Source organism: Serratia sp. 22278, from assembly GCF_052045405.1.
Taxonomy (GTDB): domain Bacteria; phylum Pseudomonadota; class Gammaproteobacteria; order Enterobacterales; family Enterobacteriaceae; genus Serratia; species Serratia marcescens.
Genome location: NZ_JBQEOW010000008.1, coordinates 90,853 through 107,271, shown reverse-complemented (window position 1 = coordinate 107,271; position 16,419 = coordinate 90,853). Strand labels below are relative to the sequence as shown.

13 protein-coding genes are annotated in these 16,419 nt (G+C 62.9%); 1 reads left to right on the top strand and 12 read right to left on the bottom strand.

Annotated elements, in window-relative coordinates; genetic code table 11:
* Window positions 1-79: 79 nt before the first annotated feature.
* Complete coding sequence (gene glyA, locus ACTJJ6_RS16030) at window positions 80-1,333, bottom strand: serine hydroxymethyltransferase (RefSeq protein WP_025303922.1); 1,254 nt, start codon at window positions 1,331-1,333, stop codon at window positions 80-82.
* 357 nt (window positions 1,334-1,690) lie between these two features.
* Here glyA and hmpA point away from each other — a divergent pair, with 357 nt between their 5' ends.
* Window positions 1,691-2,881, top strand: a complete 1,191-nt coding sequence (gene hmpA, locus ACTJJ6_RS16025; protein WP_016929770.1) for an NO-inducible flavohemoprotein — start codon at window positions 1,691-1,693, stop codon at window positions 2,879-2,881.
* A gap of 37 nt (window positions 2,882-2,918) precedes the next feature.
* Here hmpA and ACTJJ6_RS16020 read toward each other — a convergent pair whose 3' ends face one another.
* The 11 genes from ACTJJ6_RS16020 to ACTJJ6_RS15970 form a co-directional block, all read right to left on the bottom strand.
* Entirely contained in the window at window positions 2,919-4,103 is a 1,185-nt protein-coding gene (locus ACTJJ6_RS16020; protein ID WP_110147290.1) for a cytochrome c, read from the bottom strand.
* Window positions 4,100-6,010, bottom strand: coding sequence for an NAD(P)/FAD-dependent oxidoreductase (locus ACTJJ6_RS16015; protein ID WP_176062771.1), 1,911 nt, complete (start codon window positions 6,008-6,010; stop codon window positions 4,100-4,102). Before ACTJJ6_RS16015 ends, ACTJJ6_RS16020 begins: the two co-directional genes overlap by 4 nt.
* A gap of 85 nt (window positions 6,011-6,095) precedes the next feature.
* Window positions 6,096-7,520: an aminobutyraldehyde dehydrogenase gene (gene patD / locus ACTJJ6_RS16010; protein ID WP_337061634.1), complete on the bottom strand. Its 1,425-nt coding sequence runs from the start codon at window positions 7,518-7,520 to the stop codon at window positions 6,096-6,098.
* A 35-nt stretch (window positions 7,521-7,555) separates the two neighbouring features.
* Window positions 7,556-8,362, bottom strand: coding sequence for an ABC transporter permease (locus ACTJJ6_RS16005; protein ID WP_016929774.1), 807 nt, complete (start codon window positions 8,360-8,362; stop codon window positions 7,556-7,558).
* A complete protein-coding gene (locus ACTJJ6_RS16000; RefSeq protein WP_016929775.1) occupies window positions 8,352-9,296 on the bottom strand; it encodes an ABC transporter permease in 945 nt (314 codons plus the stop codon). Before ACTJJ6_RS16000 ends, ACTJJ6_RS16005 begins: the two co-directional genes overlap by 11 nt.
* Window position 9,297: 1 nt before the next feature.
* Window positions 9,298-10,326 carry an ABC transporter ATP-binding protein gene (locus ACTJJ6_RS15995; RefSeq protein WP_016929776.1) on the bottom strand — a complete coding sequence of 343 codons (1,029 nt, stop codon included), beginning with the start codon at window positions 10,324-10,326 and terminating at the stop codon, window positions 9,298-9,300.
* Window positions 10,327-10,379: 53 nt separating this feature from the next.
* Complete coding sequence (gene ydcS / locus ACTJJ6_RS15990; RefSeq protein WP_019452335.1) at window positions 10,380-11,534, bottom strand: putative ABC transporter substrate-binding protein YdcS; 1,155 nt, start codon at window positions 11,532-11,534, stop codon at window positions 10,380-10,382.
* 73 nt (window positions 11,535-11,607) lie between these two features.
* Window positions 11,608-13,071, bottom strand: a complete 1,464-nt coding sequence (locus ACTJJ6_RS15985) for a gamma-aminobutyraldehyde dehydrogenase (RefSeq protein WP_033639607.1) — start codon at window positions 13,069-13,071, stop codon at window positions 11,608-11,610.
* Between the two features lie 115 nt (window positions 13,072-13,186).
* Entirely contained in the window at window positions 13,187-14,110 is a 924-nt protein-coding gene (locus tag ACTJJ6_RS15980; RefSeq protein WP_015378793.1) for a LysR substrate-binding domain-containing protein, read from the bottom strand.
* 331 nt (window positions 14,111-14,441) lie between these two features.
* Window positions 14,442-14,780, bottom strand: a complete 339-nt coding sequence (gene glnB / locus ACTJJ6_RS15975) for a nitrogen regulatory protein P-II (RefSeq protein ID WP_004847623.1) — start codon at window positions 14,778-14,780, stop codon at window positions 14,442-14,444.
* 11 nt (window positions 14,781-14,791) lie between these two features.
* The gene (locus ACTJJ6_RS15970; RefSeq protein WP_016929779.1) at window positions 14,792-16,414 is read right to left on the bottom strand and encodes an NAD+ synthase; all 1,623 of its coding nucleotides are present in this window, start codon (window positions 16,412-16,414) and stop codon (window positions 14,792-14,794) included.
* Window positions 16,415-16,419 lie beyond the last annotated feature (5 nt).

Here is a 16,419-nt window from a genome sequence, read left to right as displayed (position 1 = left end):
AGTGCCAGGCAGCTCACAGTTTGCCGCAAGCGGCCATAAAAAAACCCGCCGCAGCGGGTTTTGTCAGGCGAAAGCGGGATTAGGCGTAAACCGGCAGGCGGGCGCAGATATCCAGCACTTTCTTCTTGGTGCGTTCGATGGTGGCTTCATCGTTGATGTTGTCCAGCACATCACAGATCCAACCGGCCAGTTCGCGCACGTCGGCTTCTTTGAAGCCGCGACGGGTGACGGCCGGGGTGCCGATACGCACGCCGGAGGTAACGAACGGGCTCTTCGGATCGTTCGGCACGCTGTTTTTGTTGACGGTGATGTTGGCGCGGCCCAGGGCGGCGTCAGCTTCTTTACCGGTCAGGTTTTTGTCGACCAGATCCAGCAGGAACAGGTGGTTATGGGTGCCGCCGGAGACCACTTTGTAGCCGCGCTGCAGGAACACGTCCACCATCGCCTTGGCGTTGACCGCCACTTGCTGCTGGTAAACCTTGAACTCAGGCTCCATCGCTTCTTTCAGCGCCACCGCCTTGCCGGCGATCACGTGCATCAGCGGGCCGCCCTGGCCGCCAGGGAACACGGCGGAGTTCAGCTTCTTGTACAGCTCTTCGTCGCCGCCCTTCGCCAGGATCAGGCCGCCGCGCGGGCCCGCCAGGGTTTTGTGGGTGGTGGTGGTGACGATGTGCGCGTGCGGCACCGGGTTCGGGTACACGCCGGCGGCGATCAGGCCAGCCACGTGCGCCATGTCGACGAACAGGTAAGCGCCGATGCTGTCGGCGATTTCGCGCATTTTGGCCCAGTCAACCACGCCAGAGTAGGCGGAGAAGCCGCCGATGATCATTTTCGGCTTGTGGGTTTGCGCCTGTTTGGCCAGATCGTCATAGTCGATTTGACCTTTGTCGTCGATGCCGTAAGGCACCACGTTATACAGTTTGCCGGACAGGTTAACCGGGGAACCGTGGGTCAGGTGGCCGCCGTGCGCCAGGTTCATGCCCAGAATGGTGTCGCCCGGCTGCAGCAGCGCGGTGTAAACGGCGAAGTTAGCCTGGGAGCCGGAGTGCGGCTGCACGTTGGCGTAATCGGCGCCGAACAACTCTTTGGCGCGGTCGATAGCCAACTGCTCAACGATATCCACGTATTCGCAGCCGCCGTAGTAACGCTTGCCCGGATAGCCTTCAGCGTATTTGTTGGTCAGCTGGGAACCCTGAGCCTGCATTACGCGCGGGCTGGTGTAGTTCTCAGACGCGATCAGCTCGATGTGCTCTTCCTGACGCACCACTTCCTGCTCCATGGCACGCCACAGTTCCGCATCGTAATCGGCAATGTTCATTTCACGCTTTAACATCCGGCATCTCCTGACTTAAATCAGCTAACTAAAAAATCACCAAATAACTACCCGTTTGGGTTCTGGGTCACAGTGTAAACCGTTTCGCCCTACCGAAGATAGGTCTTGACAGAGGTTTTTACGCAAACGATTGGCTTAAGGCGGCGCAAGGCTTTGATCCGCGAAACGCTCCCGTTTATCAACGGACATTTCCTCATGCGAACAATGCGCTTTTTTCATGTTCTGTGAGCGCGATCGACGCCCGAAGAACACCGCAACGAAAACAAGGGTATTTACAAGCGGCGCGGAACCCAATAAGATGCATTTAAAATACATCATTACAATCGTCGTCAAGATCCCAACCCAAGGAGCGCCCCCATGCTGGATAGCCAAACCATCGCCACCGTGAAATCCACCATTCCCCTGCTGGCAGCAACCGGGCCGAAGCTGACCGCCCACTTTTACGATCGCATGTTCGCCCACAACCCGGAATTGAAAGACATTTTCAATATGAGCAATCAGCGCAACGGCGATCAGCGTCAGGCGCTGTTCGACGCCATCTGCGCCTATGCCGCCAACATCGAGAACCTGGCGGCGCTGCTGCCGGCGGTGGAGCGTATCGCGCAGAAGCACACCAGCTTCAATATCCAGCCGGAGCAGTACCAAATCGTCGGCGGTCACCTGCTGGCGACGCTGGACGAAATGTTCAGCCCGGGCCAGGAAGTCTTGGACGCCTGGGGCAAAGCCTACGGCGTGCTGGCCAACGTATTTATCCAGCGTGAAGAGCAGATTTATCAGCAGAGCGAAACCGACAACGGCGGCTGGCGCGATCTGCGCGCATTCCGCATCCTGAAGAAACAGCCGCAGAGCGACGTGATCTGCAGCTTCGTGCTGGCACCGGTGGACGGCGGCCGGGTGGCGGACTTCAAACCGGGGCAATACCTGGCGGTTTACATCAAGCACGACAGCCTGGAGCATCAGGAAATTCGCCAGTACTCGCTGACCACCTCGCCGAACGGCGAGTTCTACCGCATAGCGGTGAAGCGTGAAGATCAGGGTAAAGTGTCCAACTACCTGCACCAGCAGGCGCAGGAAGGCGACGTGATCTACATCGCCCCGCCGCACGGCGACTTCTTCCTCGACGTGACGCCGACTACGCCGGTGGCGCTGATCTCCGCCGGCGTTGGCCAAACCCCAATGCTCGGCATGCTCAACACCCTGCACGACAGCCAACATCAGGCGCAGGTCCACTGGCTGCACGCGGCGGAAAACGGCAGCGTGCACGCCTTTGCCGATGAAGTGGCGGATATTGCCGGGCGCATGCCGAATCTGAGTCGCCATGTGTGGTACCGCGAGCCGGGTGCCGATGACGTGGAAGGCCGCGACTACCACAGCCGCGGATTGATGGATTTGAGCGCGCTGCAAGGCAGCCTGGCCGATCCGCAGATGCACTATTACTTCTGCGGCCCGGTGGCCTTCATGCAGTTCGTGGGCAAACAGCTGCTGGAGATGGGGGTAGAGGCCGAGCGCATCCACTACGAATGCTTCGGCCCGCATAAAGTGCTGTAATGCGTGCGGAGCGCGGCCGTCAGACCGCGCTCCCTCTTCATTTCGCCTGCAGTTGGCGCGCGTCCTGGACCTGCTGTACCGTCACCGGCGCCGCCTGGTTGCCCCAGCTTCCCCGCAGATAGCTCATCAGATCCGCCGCTTGACGATCGTTCAACGCCCAGCCGTAAGCCGGCATGTCGAACGCCATCGCCTGCTGCGTGATCGGCGTATGCGCCCCTTCCAGCACCACCCGCAGCGCGGTCAGCGGATTGTCCGCCGTTACCGTGGCGTTGCCCGCCAGCGCCGGAATGGCGAAGTCGGTGCCTTCACCTTTATTGCCGTGGCAGGTCGAGCAGTACATCGCATAGGTCGCCTTGCCGCCCGAATTATCCGCCTGCACGACAGGCGCAGCGGCTTTGGCGGCGGTGTCCGGCGCCAGGCTGCGCAGGTACACCGCGATGGCGTTCAGATCGCCGTCGCTGAGGTACTGCGTGCTGTGGGTCACCACATCGCTCATCGGCCCGGCGACCGCCGCATGGCGGCTGCGGCCGGTCTTCAGCAGCGCCGTCACCTCTTCCGGCGGCAGCCCGCGCAGATTGGAGGCGTACCAGCCGTCCAGCTCGGCGCCGCTCAGGAACACCGGTTCCTTGCCGTCCAGCCCCTTCTCCTGCATCGCCCAGCCGCGCGGCGTATGGCAGCTGCCGCAGTGGCCCGCGCCCTGCACCAGATAAGCGCCGCGGTTCCACTCGGCGCTTTGCTGCGGATCCGCCTGATACGGCTGGTCGTCGTGGAACAGCTGATTCCACACCGCCAGCGGCCAGCGCATCGACAGCGGCCAGCTGATGTCGCTGTCCCGGTTGGCGACGTTCTGCGCCGGCACCTCATTCATCAGATAGTCATACAGCGCGCGCATGTCTTCCGCGCTCATTTTGGCGTACGAGGTGTACGGCATCGCCGGGTAGAGCCGGTGGCCGTCTTTGGCCACCCCCTGACGCATGGCGCGATCGAACTCTTCGAACGAATAGGCGCCGATGCCGTGCAGCTTGTCCGGCGTGATGTTGGTGGCGTAGATAGCCCCGAGCGGCGTCGGAAACTTCATGCCACCCGCCAATTCTGCGCCGCCCGGCGCGGTATGGCAGGCGGTGCAGTCACCGGCTTTGGCGACGTATTCCCCGGCCGACATCGCCTGGGCAGAACCGCCGGCGGCCAGCAGGCTCAACAGGTACAGCGAGCGCAGATTCATGCTCCCTCCTTGGCGGCAACCTTGCCGTAGGCCAGTTCGTTAACCGCGCGCCACGCCTGATCGATCGCCGAGTTGGCGTACGGGCTCCAGTCGGCATCGGAGTTGGCGATAGCGATCTTGCCGATCGGCTGCCGCGCCGTTTCGATGATTTTCTTGGCTTCGTCTTCGTCGTCAAACAACCCATTGAGGAAGTAAGAGTAACCGTGCGACCAGCGGTTGACGGTGATCGCCTGAATGTCGCGCTGATGATCGAAACCGGCCTCGCCCAGCATGCCCTGCAGCTGTTCGCGGATCATCTGTTCGTGCACTTCGAACGGCGTGCCCAGCAGCAGCGCGCGCCCTTTGCGCGACTGTTCGCGCGTGCTGAGGCCGCTGCCCGGCAGCGTCGGCACATACACCATATGCAGGCCGATCGGCCGATCCGGATCGCGCGGGTGCTGATACCCGCCCATGCTCACCGGATAATCCAGCTTCACGCGGCTGTACGGCGCGGCCGGCGAATAGACCTCGTGCACGCCCAGCTTGATGAACGGCTGCCAGTTGCGGATCACCACCTTGCTGTACACCAGCGGCGCCTTGACGTTCTGCTTCAGCGCCTCCTGCTGCTCGTGCGCCATCTCCGGCACCAGATACGGGATCATCATGTTGTAGCCGGCCATCACCACCTGCCCGGCGCGCACTTTGGTCATCTTCTCGCCGGTCATGTAGGTGACTTCCACCTTGTCGCCGACGTTGGCCGCGTGCAGTCCGGTGCTGTTCAAACGCAGCTTCACCGGCGATTCCGGCCGATCGAGCTGGCTGTAGTCGAATTTAGCCAGCACCACATCGTTCATGTCCTTGCCGGCCGGCGCCACCGCCGGGATCAGCTGGCGCACCATCAGGCGCGCCAGCGTGGCGTTGCCGTCCGGGAAGTGGAACACGTAAGGATCGTCGAGATCCGCCTGCGACTCTTCGTCCAGCGGCGGCAGATTCATGCCGTTCAGGCCCGGCAGATCGCAAATGCGCGCATCGCTGCACGACGTGCCGTCGATGCCCACCGCCTGGAAATCGTTGGTGGTCTGCTGGAAATAACGGATCGCCAGTTCGCTCAGGCCCACCTTCTCGCGCAGGAACTGGGTGTAGCTGTGGCTGTCGAGCCAGTCGACCTTCTGCTCCAGCGTCATCTCCGGCAGATAGTCTTTCTCCACCGTGTGCAGCGCGATCAGCGCCTGGCGATCGCTTTCCGGCAGCGGGAAATCGCCGATGAACGCTTCATAAGAGCGGCCGTTGAGGCGATCGCGCGGAATGTCGTCCGCCACCGTGCGGCCCGGATCGCCGCTCACCACCTTGTCGACGCCGAAGTTCTTGCGATCGAAGTAAACGCCGCGGCTCAAATTCAAATCCGGGTAGAAGGTGGTGTCGAAAGCCTGTTCCAGTTGGTCGATATCGACGCCGAGCTTGCGCAGCAGCCCCATCGCCACCGGGCTGAAGTTGGAGCGCGGCGACTGCAGCGATTCGCTGCCGCCGTAGCCGAGCAGCATGCCGTCGTCGCTGTTGAACTCGTTGCGCTTGGCGTGGCCGCCGAAGTCGTCGTGGTTGTCGATCAAAAGAATGCGCTGCTGCTCGCCCTTCAGCTGCTGCCAGAAACAGGCGGCCGCCAGCCCGCTGATGCCGGCGCCCACCACCACCAGATCGAACTCTTCAACGGCGGGCACGCTGCCGAAGTCAAAGGTTTTTCCGTCGCGCCCCAGCTGGTGCGCATGCTCGAACGAGCCCGGATGGTTACCCCGCAGCCCGGTCAGCGCCGGCGGGTAGTACAGGGTTTGATTGGCGGTTTGCGGTGACGCGCGCAGGATTTGCAGCGGCGTCAACCCGGCGGCGATGGTGATCGCCACCCCGTTGAGAAAATCGCGTCTGGTGATACCCATATAGGCTTCCTTTCAATTTTTATTATCATCGGCCGGCCGGGGCCGGCCCAAAGGCCGCGCTATTGTGCGGATAATTATTGTAAAATCAATGTTTGAACATCACATGACGAATGGCCGTGTAATCCTCCAGCCCGTACATCGACATATCCTTGCCGTAGCCGGACAGTTTCTGGCCGCCGTGCGGCATCTCGCTCACCAGCATGAAGTGGGTGTTCACCCAGGTGCAGCCGTATTGCAGGCGGGCGCTTAAGCGATGCGCGCGGCCCACGTCGCGGGTCCACACGGACGACGCCAGGCCGTAGTTGGATTCGTTCGCCCAGGCCAGCACCTGCTCTTCGTCGTCGAACGGCGTCACCGTCACCACCGGGCCGAACACTTCGCGCTGCACGATCTCATCGTCCTGGCGCGCGCCGGCCAGCAGCGTCGGCTGGAAATAGTAGCCCGGCCCCTTCACCTTCTCGCCGCCAGCCACCACCTGCACGTGCGGCAACGCTTTGGCTCGCTCGACAAAACCGGCCACCCGCTCCAGATGCTGGGCGGTAATCAACGGCCCCAGCTCGGTGCTCTCGTCGTCCGGCGCGCCGATCTTCAGGCTGGCCACCGCCTCGCCCAGCCGCTTGACCAGCTCGGGATAAATGTTTTTCTGCGCGTAGATGCGGCAGGCGGCGGTGCAATCCTGGCCGGCGTTGTAGAACCCGAAGCCGCGAATGCCGTCCACCACCTGCTGCAGATCGGCGTCGTCGAACACCAGCACCGGCGCCTTGCCGCCCAGCTCCATATGGGTGCGCTTAATGCCGGCGGCGGTGTGTGCGATGATGTGCTCACCGGTGGCGATCGACCCGGTCAGCGACACCATGCGCACCTTGTCATGCCCGGTCAGCCGATCGCCGACGCTGACGCCGCGCCCGAACAGCACGTTGAGCACGCCCGGCGGGAACAGCCCGGCGGCCAGTTCGGCCAGTTTGAAGGTGGTCAGCGGCGTCTGCTCCGAAGGCTTGATCACCACGCAGTTGCCCGCCGCCAAGGCCGGCGCCAGTTTCCAGGCCGCCATCATCAGCGGGTAGTTCCACGGCGCGATCGAGGCCACCACGCCGAGCGGATCGCGGCGGATCATCGAGGTATGCCCGGCCAGATACTCGCCGGCGGCCATGCCGGTCAGGCAGCGGCTGGCCCCGGCGAAGAAGCGAAACACGTCGGCCACCGCCGGCAGTTCGTCATTCAATACGCAGTGATAAGGCTTGCCGCAGTTGAGCGACTCCAGCCTGGCGAAGGTCTCGGCATGCTCGTCGATCAGATCCGCCAGCTTGAGCAGATGCTCGGCGCGCTCCTTCGGCGTGGTTTGCCCCCAGGCGGCGAACGCGGCGTCCGCCGCCAGCACCGCGCGATCGACCTGCTCCGGGCTGGCCTCCGCCACCTGCGCGATCACTTCGCCGGTCGCCGGGTTATACACCGGCTGGGTGGCGCCCTGGCCATTCACCAGTTGGCCGTCAATCAACAGTTGGCTTTGCATAGGGTTATCCTTTTATCAGAGGTCGGGTAAGGAAATTATTTGCCGCTGCCGGCGACGCTTTCTCCACCTTTGGTCAGGTAGTAAGCGCCGAGGATCGGCAGCATGGTCAACAGCATCACCGACAGCGCCACCACGTTGGTGATCGGCACGTCGCGCGGGCGACCGAGCTGGTTCAGCAGCCACAGCGGCAGCGTGCGCTCGTGGCCGGCGGTAAAGGTGGTCACGATGATTTCATCGAACGACAGCGCAAACGCCAGCATGCCGCCGGCCAGCAGCGCCGAGCCGAGGTTCGGCAAGATCACGTAACGGAAGGTTTGCCAGCCGTCGGCGCCGAGATCCATCGAAGCCTCGATCAGGCTGTATGAGGTGCGGCGGAATCGGGCGATGACGTTGTTGAACACGATCACCACGCAGAACGTCGCATGGCCGACGACGATGGTCAGGATGCCCGGCTCGATGTTCAGCGCCTTGAACGCCGCCAGCAGCGCCAGGCCGGTGACGATCCCCGGCAGCGCGATCGGCAGCAGCAACAGCAGCGAAATGCTGTCTTTGCCGAAGAAATCGCGCCGATACAGCGCCGCCGCCGCCAGGGTGCCGAGCACCAGCGCGATGGCGGTCGCCAGGCAGGCTATCTGCGCCGACAGCAGCACCGCATCGATAATGTCCTGCCGCCCGGCGGCGACATTGAACCAGTGCAGCGTGAAGCCCTTCGGCGGGAAGCTGAAGGCCGCGTCCTCGGTGTTGAAGGCGTAGATGGCGATGATCGCCAACGGGAAATGCAGGAAGACAAGTCCGCCCCAGGCGGCCAGCTTCAGCCCTAAGGGCGCGCGTTCAGAGTGCATCGAAAGCCCCCAGACGTTTGACGATGGAAAGATAGATGGCGATCAGGACGATCGGCACCAACGTAAAGGCCGCGGCCATCGGCATATTGCCGATCGCGCCCTGCTGGGCGTACACCATGCTGCCGATGAAATAGCCCGGCGGCCCCACCAGCTGCGGCACGATAAAGTCGCCCAGCGTCAGCGAGAAGGTGAAGATCGATCCGGCGGCGATGCCCGGCACCGCCAGCGGCAAAATGACGTGGCGGAAGGTCTGCGCCGGCCGGGCGCCCAGATCCGCCGAAGCGTGCAGCAGCGAGGGCGGCAGGCGCTCCAGCGCCGCCTGGATCGGCAGGATCATGAACGGCAGCCAGATATAGACGAACACCAGAAAACGCCCCAGCCCCGAGGTCGACAGCGTGTTGCCACCGACGCCGGGCACCGTCAGCAGCGACGCCAACAGCGGCTCCAGCCCCAGGTGCTGCAGGAACCACTGCGCCACGCCATCTTTCGCCAGCAGCAAAGTCCAGGCATAGGCTTTGACGATATAGCTGGCCCACATCGGCATCATCACGGCGATGTAAAAGAACGCCTTGACGCGGCCGCTGGTGTAACGCGCCATGTAATAGGCGATCGGGAACGCCAGCGCCGCGCTGGCCAGCGACACCAGCACCGCCATGGTCAGCGTGCGCAGGATGATGTCGTAGTTGGCCGGGTTGAACAGCGCCGCCAGGTTGGCGAAGGTCAGATCCGGCGTCACCGCCATGGTGAAATCGTCGAAGGTGTAAAACCCTTGCCACAGCAGCGTCAGCAGCGAACCGAGGTACACCGCGCCGAACCACAGCAGCGGCGGCACCAGCAGTAACAGCAGATACAGCGTCGGCCGGCGATAGAGCCAGGTCGACAGCGCGCGCACGGTACCGCCGCGCGCCGGGGGGGAATCGATGCTCATGTCCATCTCACCTCTCCTCCAGCAGCGGCACCATCGCCGCGCGCGGCCAGCAGGCGACGATCGGCTGGCCGATCTGCCGCTGTTGCCCATCGGCGATCCACTGCGGATTGGCCTGGCTGACCAGCAGCTTTTCGCCGCCGTTCAGCGCGATTTCATAGCGCGTGGCCGCGCCCTGGTAATGGATTTCCTGCAGCGTGCCCTGCACCTGGATCTCGTCCTGCGCCGCGCCGCCTTGCTCCAGCAGGCGGATATGTTCCGGCCGGATCGAGAAGGTTCGGCTTTCGCCGAGCAGGCGCTGCGCCAGCTCGCTGCGCACCACGTTGGAGGTGCCGACGAACTCGGCGACGAACGGCGTCTTCGGCCGCATGTAAAGCTCGCGCGGCGTATCCACCTGTTCGATGCGGCCGTTATTGAACACCGCCACCCGATCGGACATCGACAGCGCTTCGCTTTGATCGTGGGTGACGAAGATAAAGGTGATGCCCAGCTGGCGCTGCAGCTTCTTCAGCTCGCCCTGCATCTGCTCGCGCAGCTTGAGATCCAGCGCGCCGAGCGGTTCGTCCAGCAGCAGCACCCGCGGCCGATTGACCAGCGCGCGCGCCAGCGCCACGCGCTGCCGCTGGCCGCCAGACAGGTGCGCCGGCTTGCGTTCGGCGACGAAACCGAGCGCCACGCTCTCCAGCGCCTCTTGCGCCCGCGCCAGCCGCTCGCGTTTGGCGACGCCCTTCACCATCAGGCCGTAGGCGACGTTTTCCAGCACCGACATGTGCGGAAACAGCGCGTAATCCTGAAACACGGTGTTCACGTCGCGCTGGTACGGCGGCAGGTTGGCGGCTTCCTGGCCGTGAATGCGAATCGAGCCGGAAGTGAGCTGTTCAAAGCCGGCGATCAGGCGCAGGCAGGTGGTTTTGCCCGAGCCGGACGGCCCGAGCATGGAGAAGAATTCCCCGTCCTGAATGTCGATGGATACCCGATCCACGGCGCGAACATCGCCGAAAGTCCGCGAAACATCGATGAATTGCACGGCAATGGTCATTTTCTGTGCTCCATTCTGATGTAATTCGGGCGCAGCGGGCTGCGCCCCGCGGCTTAGCGGCCGCCCATGATGGCGATGTAATCCTGGGTCCAGCGGCTGTACGGCACGAACTTGCCGCCCTGCGCCTGCGGCGTTTTCCAGAAGGCGATTTTGTCGAACTGGTTGAAACCGTTGGTTTCGCAACCCTTCTCACCCAGCAGCGCGCTGGCCTTGCAGCCCGCCGGTGAAGCCGGCACCGACCCGAACCAGGCCGCCACATCGCCCTGCACCTTTGGCTCCAGCGACCAGTTCATCCACTGGTAGGCGCAGCTCGGGTGTTTGGCGTCGGCATGCAGCATGGTGGTGTCCGCCCAGCCGGTCACGCCCTCTTTCGGGAACACGGTGGCGATCGGCTGCCCTTCGCCCTTCAGGGCGTTGGCCTGATACGGCCAGGCGCTGGAGGCCACCACGCCTTCGTTTTTAAAGTCGCTCATCTGCACCGAGGTATCGTGCCAGTAGCGGTGGATCAGCGCGTGCTGGCTGCGCAGCAGCTTCAGCGCCGCCTGATACTGCTCTTCGTTGAGCTGGTAAGGATCGCTGATGCCGAGCTGCGGCTGGGTGGCCTTCAGGAACAGCGCCGCGTCGGCGATGTAGATCGGGCCGTCGTAAGCCTGCACCCGGCCCTGGTTGCTCTTGCCGTCCGGCAGGTTCTGCTGCTGGAAGATCACCGCCCAGCTGTCCGGCGGCGTCGGGAAGGTTTTGGTGTTGTACATCAGCAGGTTCGGCCCCCACTGGTACGGCGTGCCGTAGGTTTTGCCGTCCACGGTGTACCAGGCGCCGTTCAGCAGGCGCGGATCGATGTTCTTCCAGTTCGGGATCAGCGCGGTGTTGATCGGCTGCACCCGTTTGCCGAAGATCAGGCGCAGCGAGGCGTCGCCGGAGGCGGTCACCAGATCGTAGCCGCCCTTGGCCATCAGGCTGACCATTTCATCGGAGGTGGCGGCGGTCTTCACGTTCACCGCACAGCCGGTTTGCTTCTCAAACTGGGTGACCCAGTCGTAGTTTTTGTCGGACTGGCCACGTTCGATGTAGCCGGGCCAGGCGATGATGTCCAGCCGGCCTTCGCCTTTGCCCAACGACTGCGGCAGATCGGCCGCCTGGGCCAGGCCGCACAGCACGGTGAGACAGAGCGCGGAGACGGTGGTGGTGACTGCGGTAGTTTTTCCCATCGTAATTACCCCTGTGTTGCTTATCGGTGTGCGGCAGGGAACGGCTGCCGCCTGATTTTTCTTGATATAACCGTTAGAAGCCGGCTTTGAACTTCGCCATAACGTGCCTGACAACGCTGTAATCCTGCAGCGAATCGCTGGACAGATCCTTGCCGTAGCCGGAGCGTTTCAGGCCGCCGTGCGGCATTTCGCTCGCCAAGGTGAAATGAGTGTTGATCCAGGTGCTGCCGTACTGCAGATGGGCGGCAATGTGCAGCGCCCGATCGATATTTTGCGTCCACACCGACGAGGCCAGCCCGTATTCCGAGTCATTGGCCCACGCGACCGCCTGCTCCAGGTGTTCGAAGCGCGTGACGCTGACCACCGGGCCGAACACCTCGCGCTGCACGATCTCGTCGCTTTGCAGGCAACCCGCCAGCAAGGTCGGCTGGTAGTAGAACCCCGGCCCGGAGTGCGCCGCGGCACCGGTGATCAATTCGATATGCGGTTGGCTGAGCGCCCGCTCGACAAAGCTGGCGACGCGATCGCGCTGGCGGGCACTTATCAACGGGCCGATCTCGTTGTCCTGATCGCGCTTGCGGGCGAAGCGCAGGCTGGCGACCGCTTCGCCCAGCGCGTCCACCAGTTTGGGATAGATGCCGGCCTGCGCGTAGATGCGGCAGGCGGCGGTGCAGTCCTGGCCGGCGTTGTAATAGCCGTAGGTGCGAATGCCGTTGACCACCTCGTCGAGATCGGCGTCGTCGCAAACGATCACCGGCGCCTTGCCCCCCAGCTCCAGATGGGTGCGCTTGACGCTTTTAGCCGCCGCCTGGAGGATTTTTTGCCCGGTGACGATATCGCCGGTGACCGACACCAGCCGCACCTGCGGGTGCCCCACCAGCTGGCTGCCGACCCCTTCACCGCCGCCATAGACGATGTTCAGCACGCCCGGCGGCAGGATCTCTTGCAGCGCAGGCACCAACGCCAGAATGGTCAGCGGCGTATGTTCGGAGGGTTTAAACACCACGGTATTGCCCGCCGCCAACGCCGGCGCGATCTTCCACGCCGCCATCATCAGCGGATAGTTCCAGGGGGCGATCGAGGCCACCACGCCAATGGGATCGCGGCGGATCATCGAGGTGTGGCCCGGCACATACTCACCGGCCAGTTGCCCTTGCTGCGTGCGCACCGCGCCGGCAAAGAAGCGGAACACGTCGACCGCCGCCGGCAGATCGTCATTGAGCGCCTGATGCAGCGGTTTGCCGCAGTTGAGGGCCTCCAGCTGCGCCAGCTGCGGCGCCTGCCGCTCAATGGCGTCGGCGATACGCAGCAACAGCGTGGCGCGCTGGGCCGGCGTAGTGCGCGACCAATGGCCAAACGCCTGCTGCGCGGCTTTCACCGCGCTGCCGACCTGTGCCGCAGAGGCTTCGGTCAGGGCGATCAGCGTCTCGCCGTTGGCCGGATTGACGATGCACTCCTGCTGGCCTTCGCCGTCGATAAGCTGACCGTTAATGAACTGCTGACAGGACAAACCTGAGAGAACCTGCACATCCGCCATCGCCTGACGCCCCTAAGTGACAAAAACGTTAACCAAATGTGAATAAGTTAGTTTTAATCAGCCTAAGCGAGCCTCTGGCGGGCAACAAATTCTAAATACTGAACGACGCGTTCGATTAAATCGAATGCTTAAGCCCGGCGGCATGTTTGCTGCCGTTCTCGCGCGCGATGGTGAGGAACGGCGTCACCAGCTCCGGCCGCGCGCTGCCGCGCCGCCATGCCAACCCGATATCCAGCGGCTCCAGCAGATCGTCCAGCTTGCGCGCCTCGATCATGTTGCCCTCCAGCGACCAGGCGCGGTACGCCATATCCGGCTGGATGGAGACTCCCATCCCCGCCGCCACCAGGCTGCGCACCGCCTCGGTCGAGGCGGTCTTCATGGCGATCTCCGGCTTCAGCCCGGCGCGCGCCCAGATGCGCCGCGCGTGCACGTCCATTTCATCGGCGTTGAGCTGGATCAGCGGCTGTTTGGCCACGTCCGCCAGGCTGATGCTCTCGTGCTCCAGCAGCGGGTGCAGCGGCGGCAGCCACAGGCGATACGGCGAGTGCATCAGCACCTCGGTCTGCAGCGCGTCGCGGTCCTCGATGTTCGACAAGATCAGCACGCCGATGTCGATCTCGCCGCTGACCAGCAGATGCTCGATGTACGGGCGTTCGTCTTCAACCACCTGCACGGTGACATTGGGATAAGCCGATTTAAAGCGCGTGAGCAGTTCCACCAGGAAGTAACCGGCCACCAGGCTGGTGACGCCGATAGTCAGCTTGCCGGTCAGGCTTTCGGTGCCGATCTGCAGGCTGCGCTTGGCGTTGTCCACCGTCGCCAGGATCAGATACGACTGGCGCAAGAATTGGTGCCCCTGATGGGTCAGCGTCATGCCCTTGGCGTGGCGATCGAACAGCCGCACGCCGATCTCGGTTTCCAGCTGCTGGATCGCCAGCGTCAGCGAAGACTGGGAGACAAACACCGCCTGGGCGCCGGCGGAGATCGACCCGGTTTCCGCCACGGCGATGAAGTGGCGGATTTGGCGTAACGTCATCATCCCCATCGCCTTTCAAGCCGCTGCGTTGTTGTCTGCGTTCGCTTACCCCAGTCACTTACTTGAGTAAGCTCCTGGGGATGCACGCCCTTGCCGCCTAGCCGCAACTTGAAATTCATTGGGGATCACCTTAATCAAAATAGTTACGTTGATTGTAGATCTCGCGAGAGAAGCGATCGGGAAAAGCATCAAAAACGCGATAGCGTTCGCTTTTTTAGAATGCCGACAGGCAAAAATGGGGGGAACAATGAGGCGAAGAAGTGCGATGTGCGGGGGACAGAAATGACAAGGGCGCAGCACGCTGCGCCCTGATGGCCGATGATCCTGCGGAGGATCAGATCGCTTCTTCGTCCTGCTCGCCGGTACGGATACGCACCACGCGCGCCACGTCGAAGACGAAGATTTTGCCGTCGCCGATCTTGCCGGTCTGCGCGGTTTGCATAATGGTTTCTACGCAGGTGTCGACGATGTCGTCGGCAACCACGATCTCGATCTTCACCTTAGGCAGAAAATCGACCATGTATTCGGCGCCGCGGTACAGCTCGGTGTGGCCCTTCTGGCGGCCGAAGCCTTTGACTTCGGTGACCGTCATGCCGGTGATGCCCACTTCGGCCAGCGCTTCGCGGACGTCATCCAGTTTGAACGGCTTGATAATCGCGTCGATCTTTTTCATCTTCTTTCCTTTTACCAATTTTTGCGGCCAAAACCGGATGTGATGGGGTAGCGGCGGTCTTTGCCGAAGTTACGGGCGGTGATGCGCGGCCCGACGGCGGCCTGACGCCGCTTGTATTCGTTGATGTCCACCAGGCGGATCACCTTGCGCACGATCGCTTCGTCGAACCCTTCGGCCACCAGATCGGCGACCGACTTGTCGCGCTCGACGTAGCCTTCCAGGATCGCATCCAGGATATCGTACGGCGGCAGGCTGTCCTGATCGACCTGATCCGGCGCCAGCTCGGCGGACGGCGGGCGATCGATCACCCGCTGCGGGATCACGTAGGAGACGGTGTTACGGTATTCAGACAGCTTGAACACCAGCGTTTTCGGCACGTCCTTTAGCACGTCGAAACCGCCGGCCATATCGCCGTACAGCGTGGCGTAACCGACCGCCATTTCGCTCTTGTTGCCGGTGGTCAGCACGATGCTGCGGCGCTTGTTGGACAGCGCCATCAGCACCACCCCGCGGCAACGCGCCTGCAGGTTCTCTTCGGTGGTGTCGCGCTCGGTGCCGGCGAACATCGGCGACAGCTGGCCCATAAAGGCGTCGAACATCGGTTCGATGGAGACGATATCGAACTCCACGCCGAGGATTTCCGCCTCTTCCTTGGCGTCGGCGATGCTGATATCCGCGGTGTAGCGGAATGGCATCATCAGCGCCTGCACCTTGTCTTTGCCCAACGCATCCACGGCGATCGCCAGCGTCAGCGCCGAGTCGATGCCGCCGGACAGCCCCAGCACCGCGCCTTTAAAGCCGTTTTTGGTCACGTAGTCGCGCACCGCCAGCACCAGCGCCTGATACACCTGCGCCAGCTGCGGCAGTTCGGCGGCCGGATCGGCCATCGGCACCACATCCAGCTCGTTGAATTCCAGGCGGGTCACCTGCTCGTCGAAAGCCGCCAGACGGTGGGTCATGGTGCCGGCGGCGTCGAAGACCTTGGAGCAGCCGTCGAAGATCAGCTCATCCTGGCCGCCGACCTGGTTGAGGTACACCAGCGGCAGCTGGGTGCGCTGGCAGTGGCCGGCCATCAGCGTTTTACGGATATACGGTTTTTCGCGGTTATACGGCGAGGCGTTGATCGACAGGATAATCTCCGCGCCGGCCGCCTTGGCGGCGTCGATCGGCTCAGGGAACCACAGATCTTCGCAAATCAGCAGCCCCAGACGGTAGCCTTTCAGCGCCACCACGCAGGTGTCGTTGCCGGCGTGGAAATAGCGCTTCTCATCGAACACGCCGTAGTTCGGCAGCTGCTGCTTGAAGTAGCGGGTCAGCAGGCGGCCTTCGGCGAACAGCGACAGCGCGTTATACAGCTTGTCGCCTTCGCGCCACGGGTGGCCGACCAGGATCGCCGTCTCGGCGGAAGCCTGCTGCAAGCGCAGCAGCTGTGCATCACAGCGCTCATAGAAATCATTGCGATACAGCAGATCTTCCGGCGGGTAGCCGGACAGCGCCAGTTCGCTGAACATGACCAGATCGGCTCCCGCCTTCTGCTGCTCCTGCACGATTTGCAACATGCGTTCGGTGTTGCCTTCAATGTCGCCGACCAGCAGGTTCAGCTGGGCCAGGGCGATGGAAAGTGATCTGCTCATTTGTG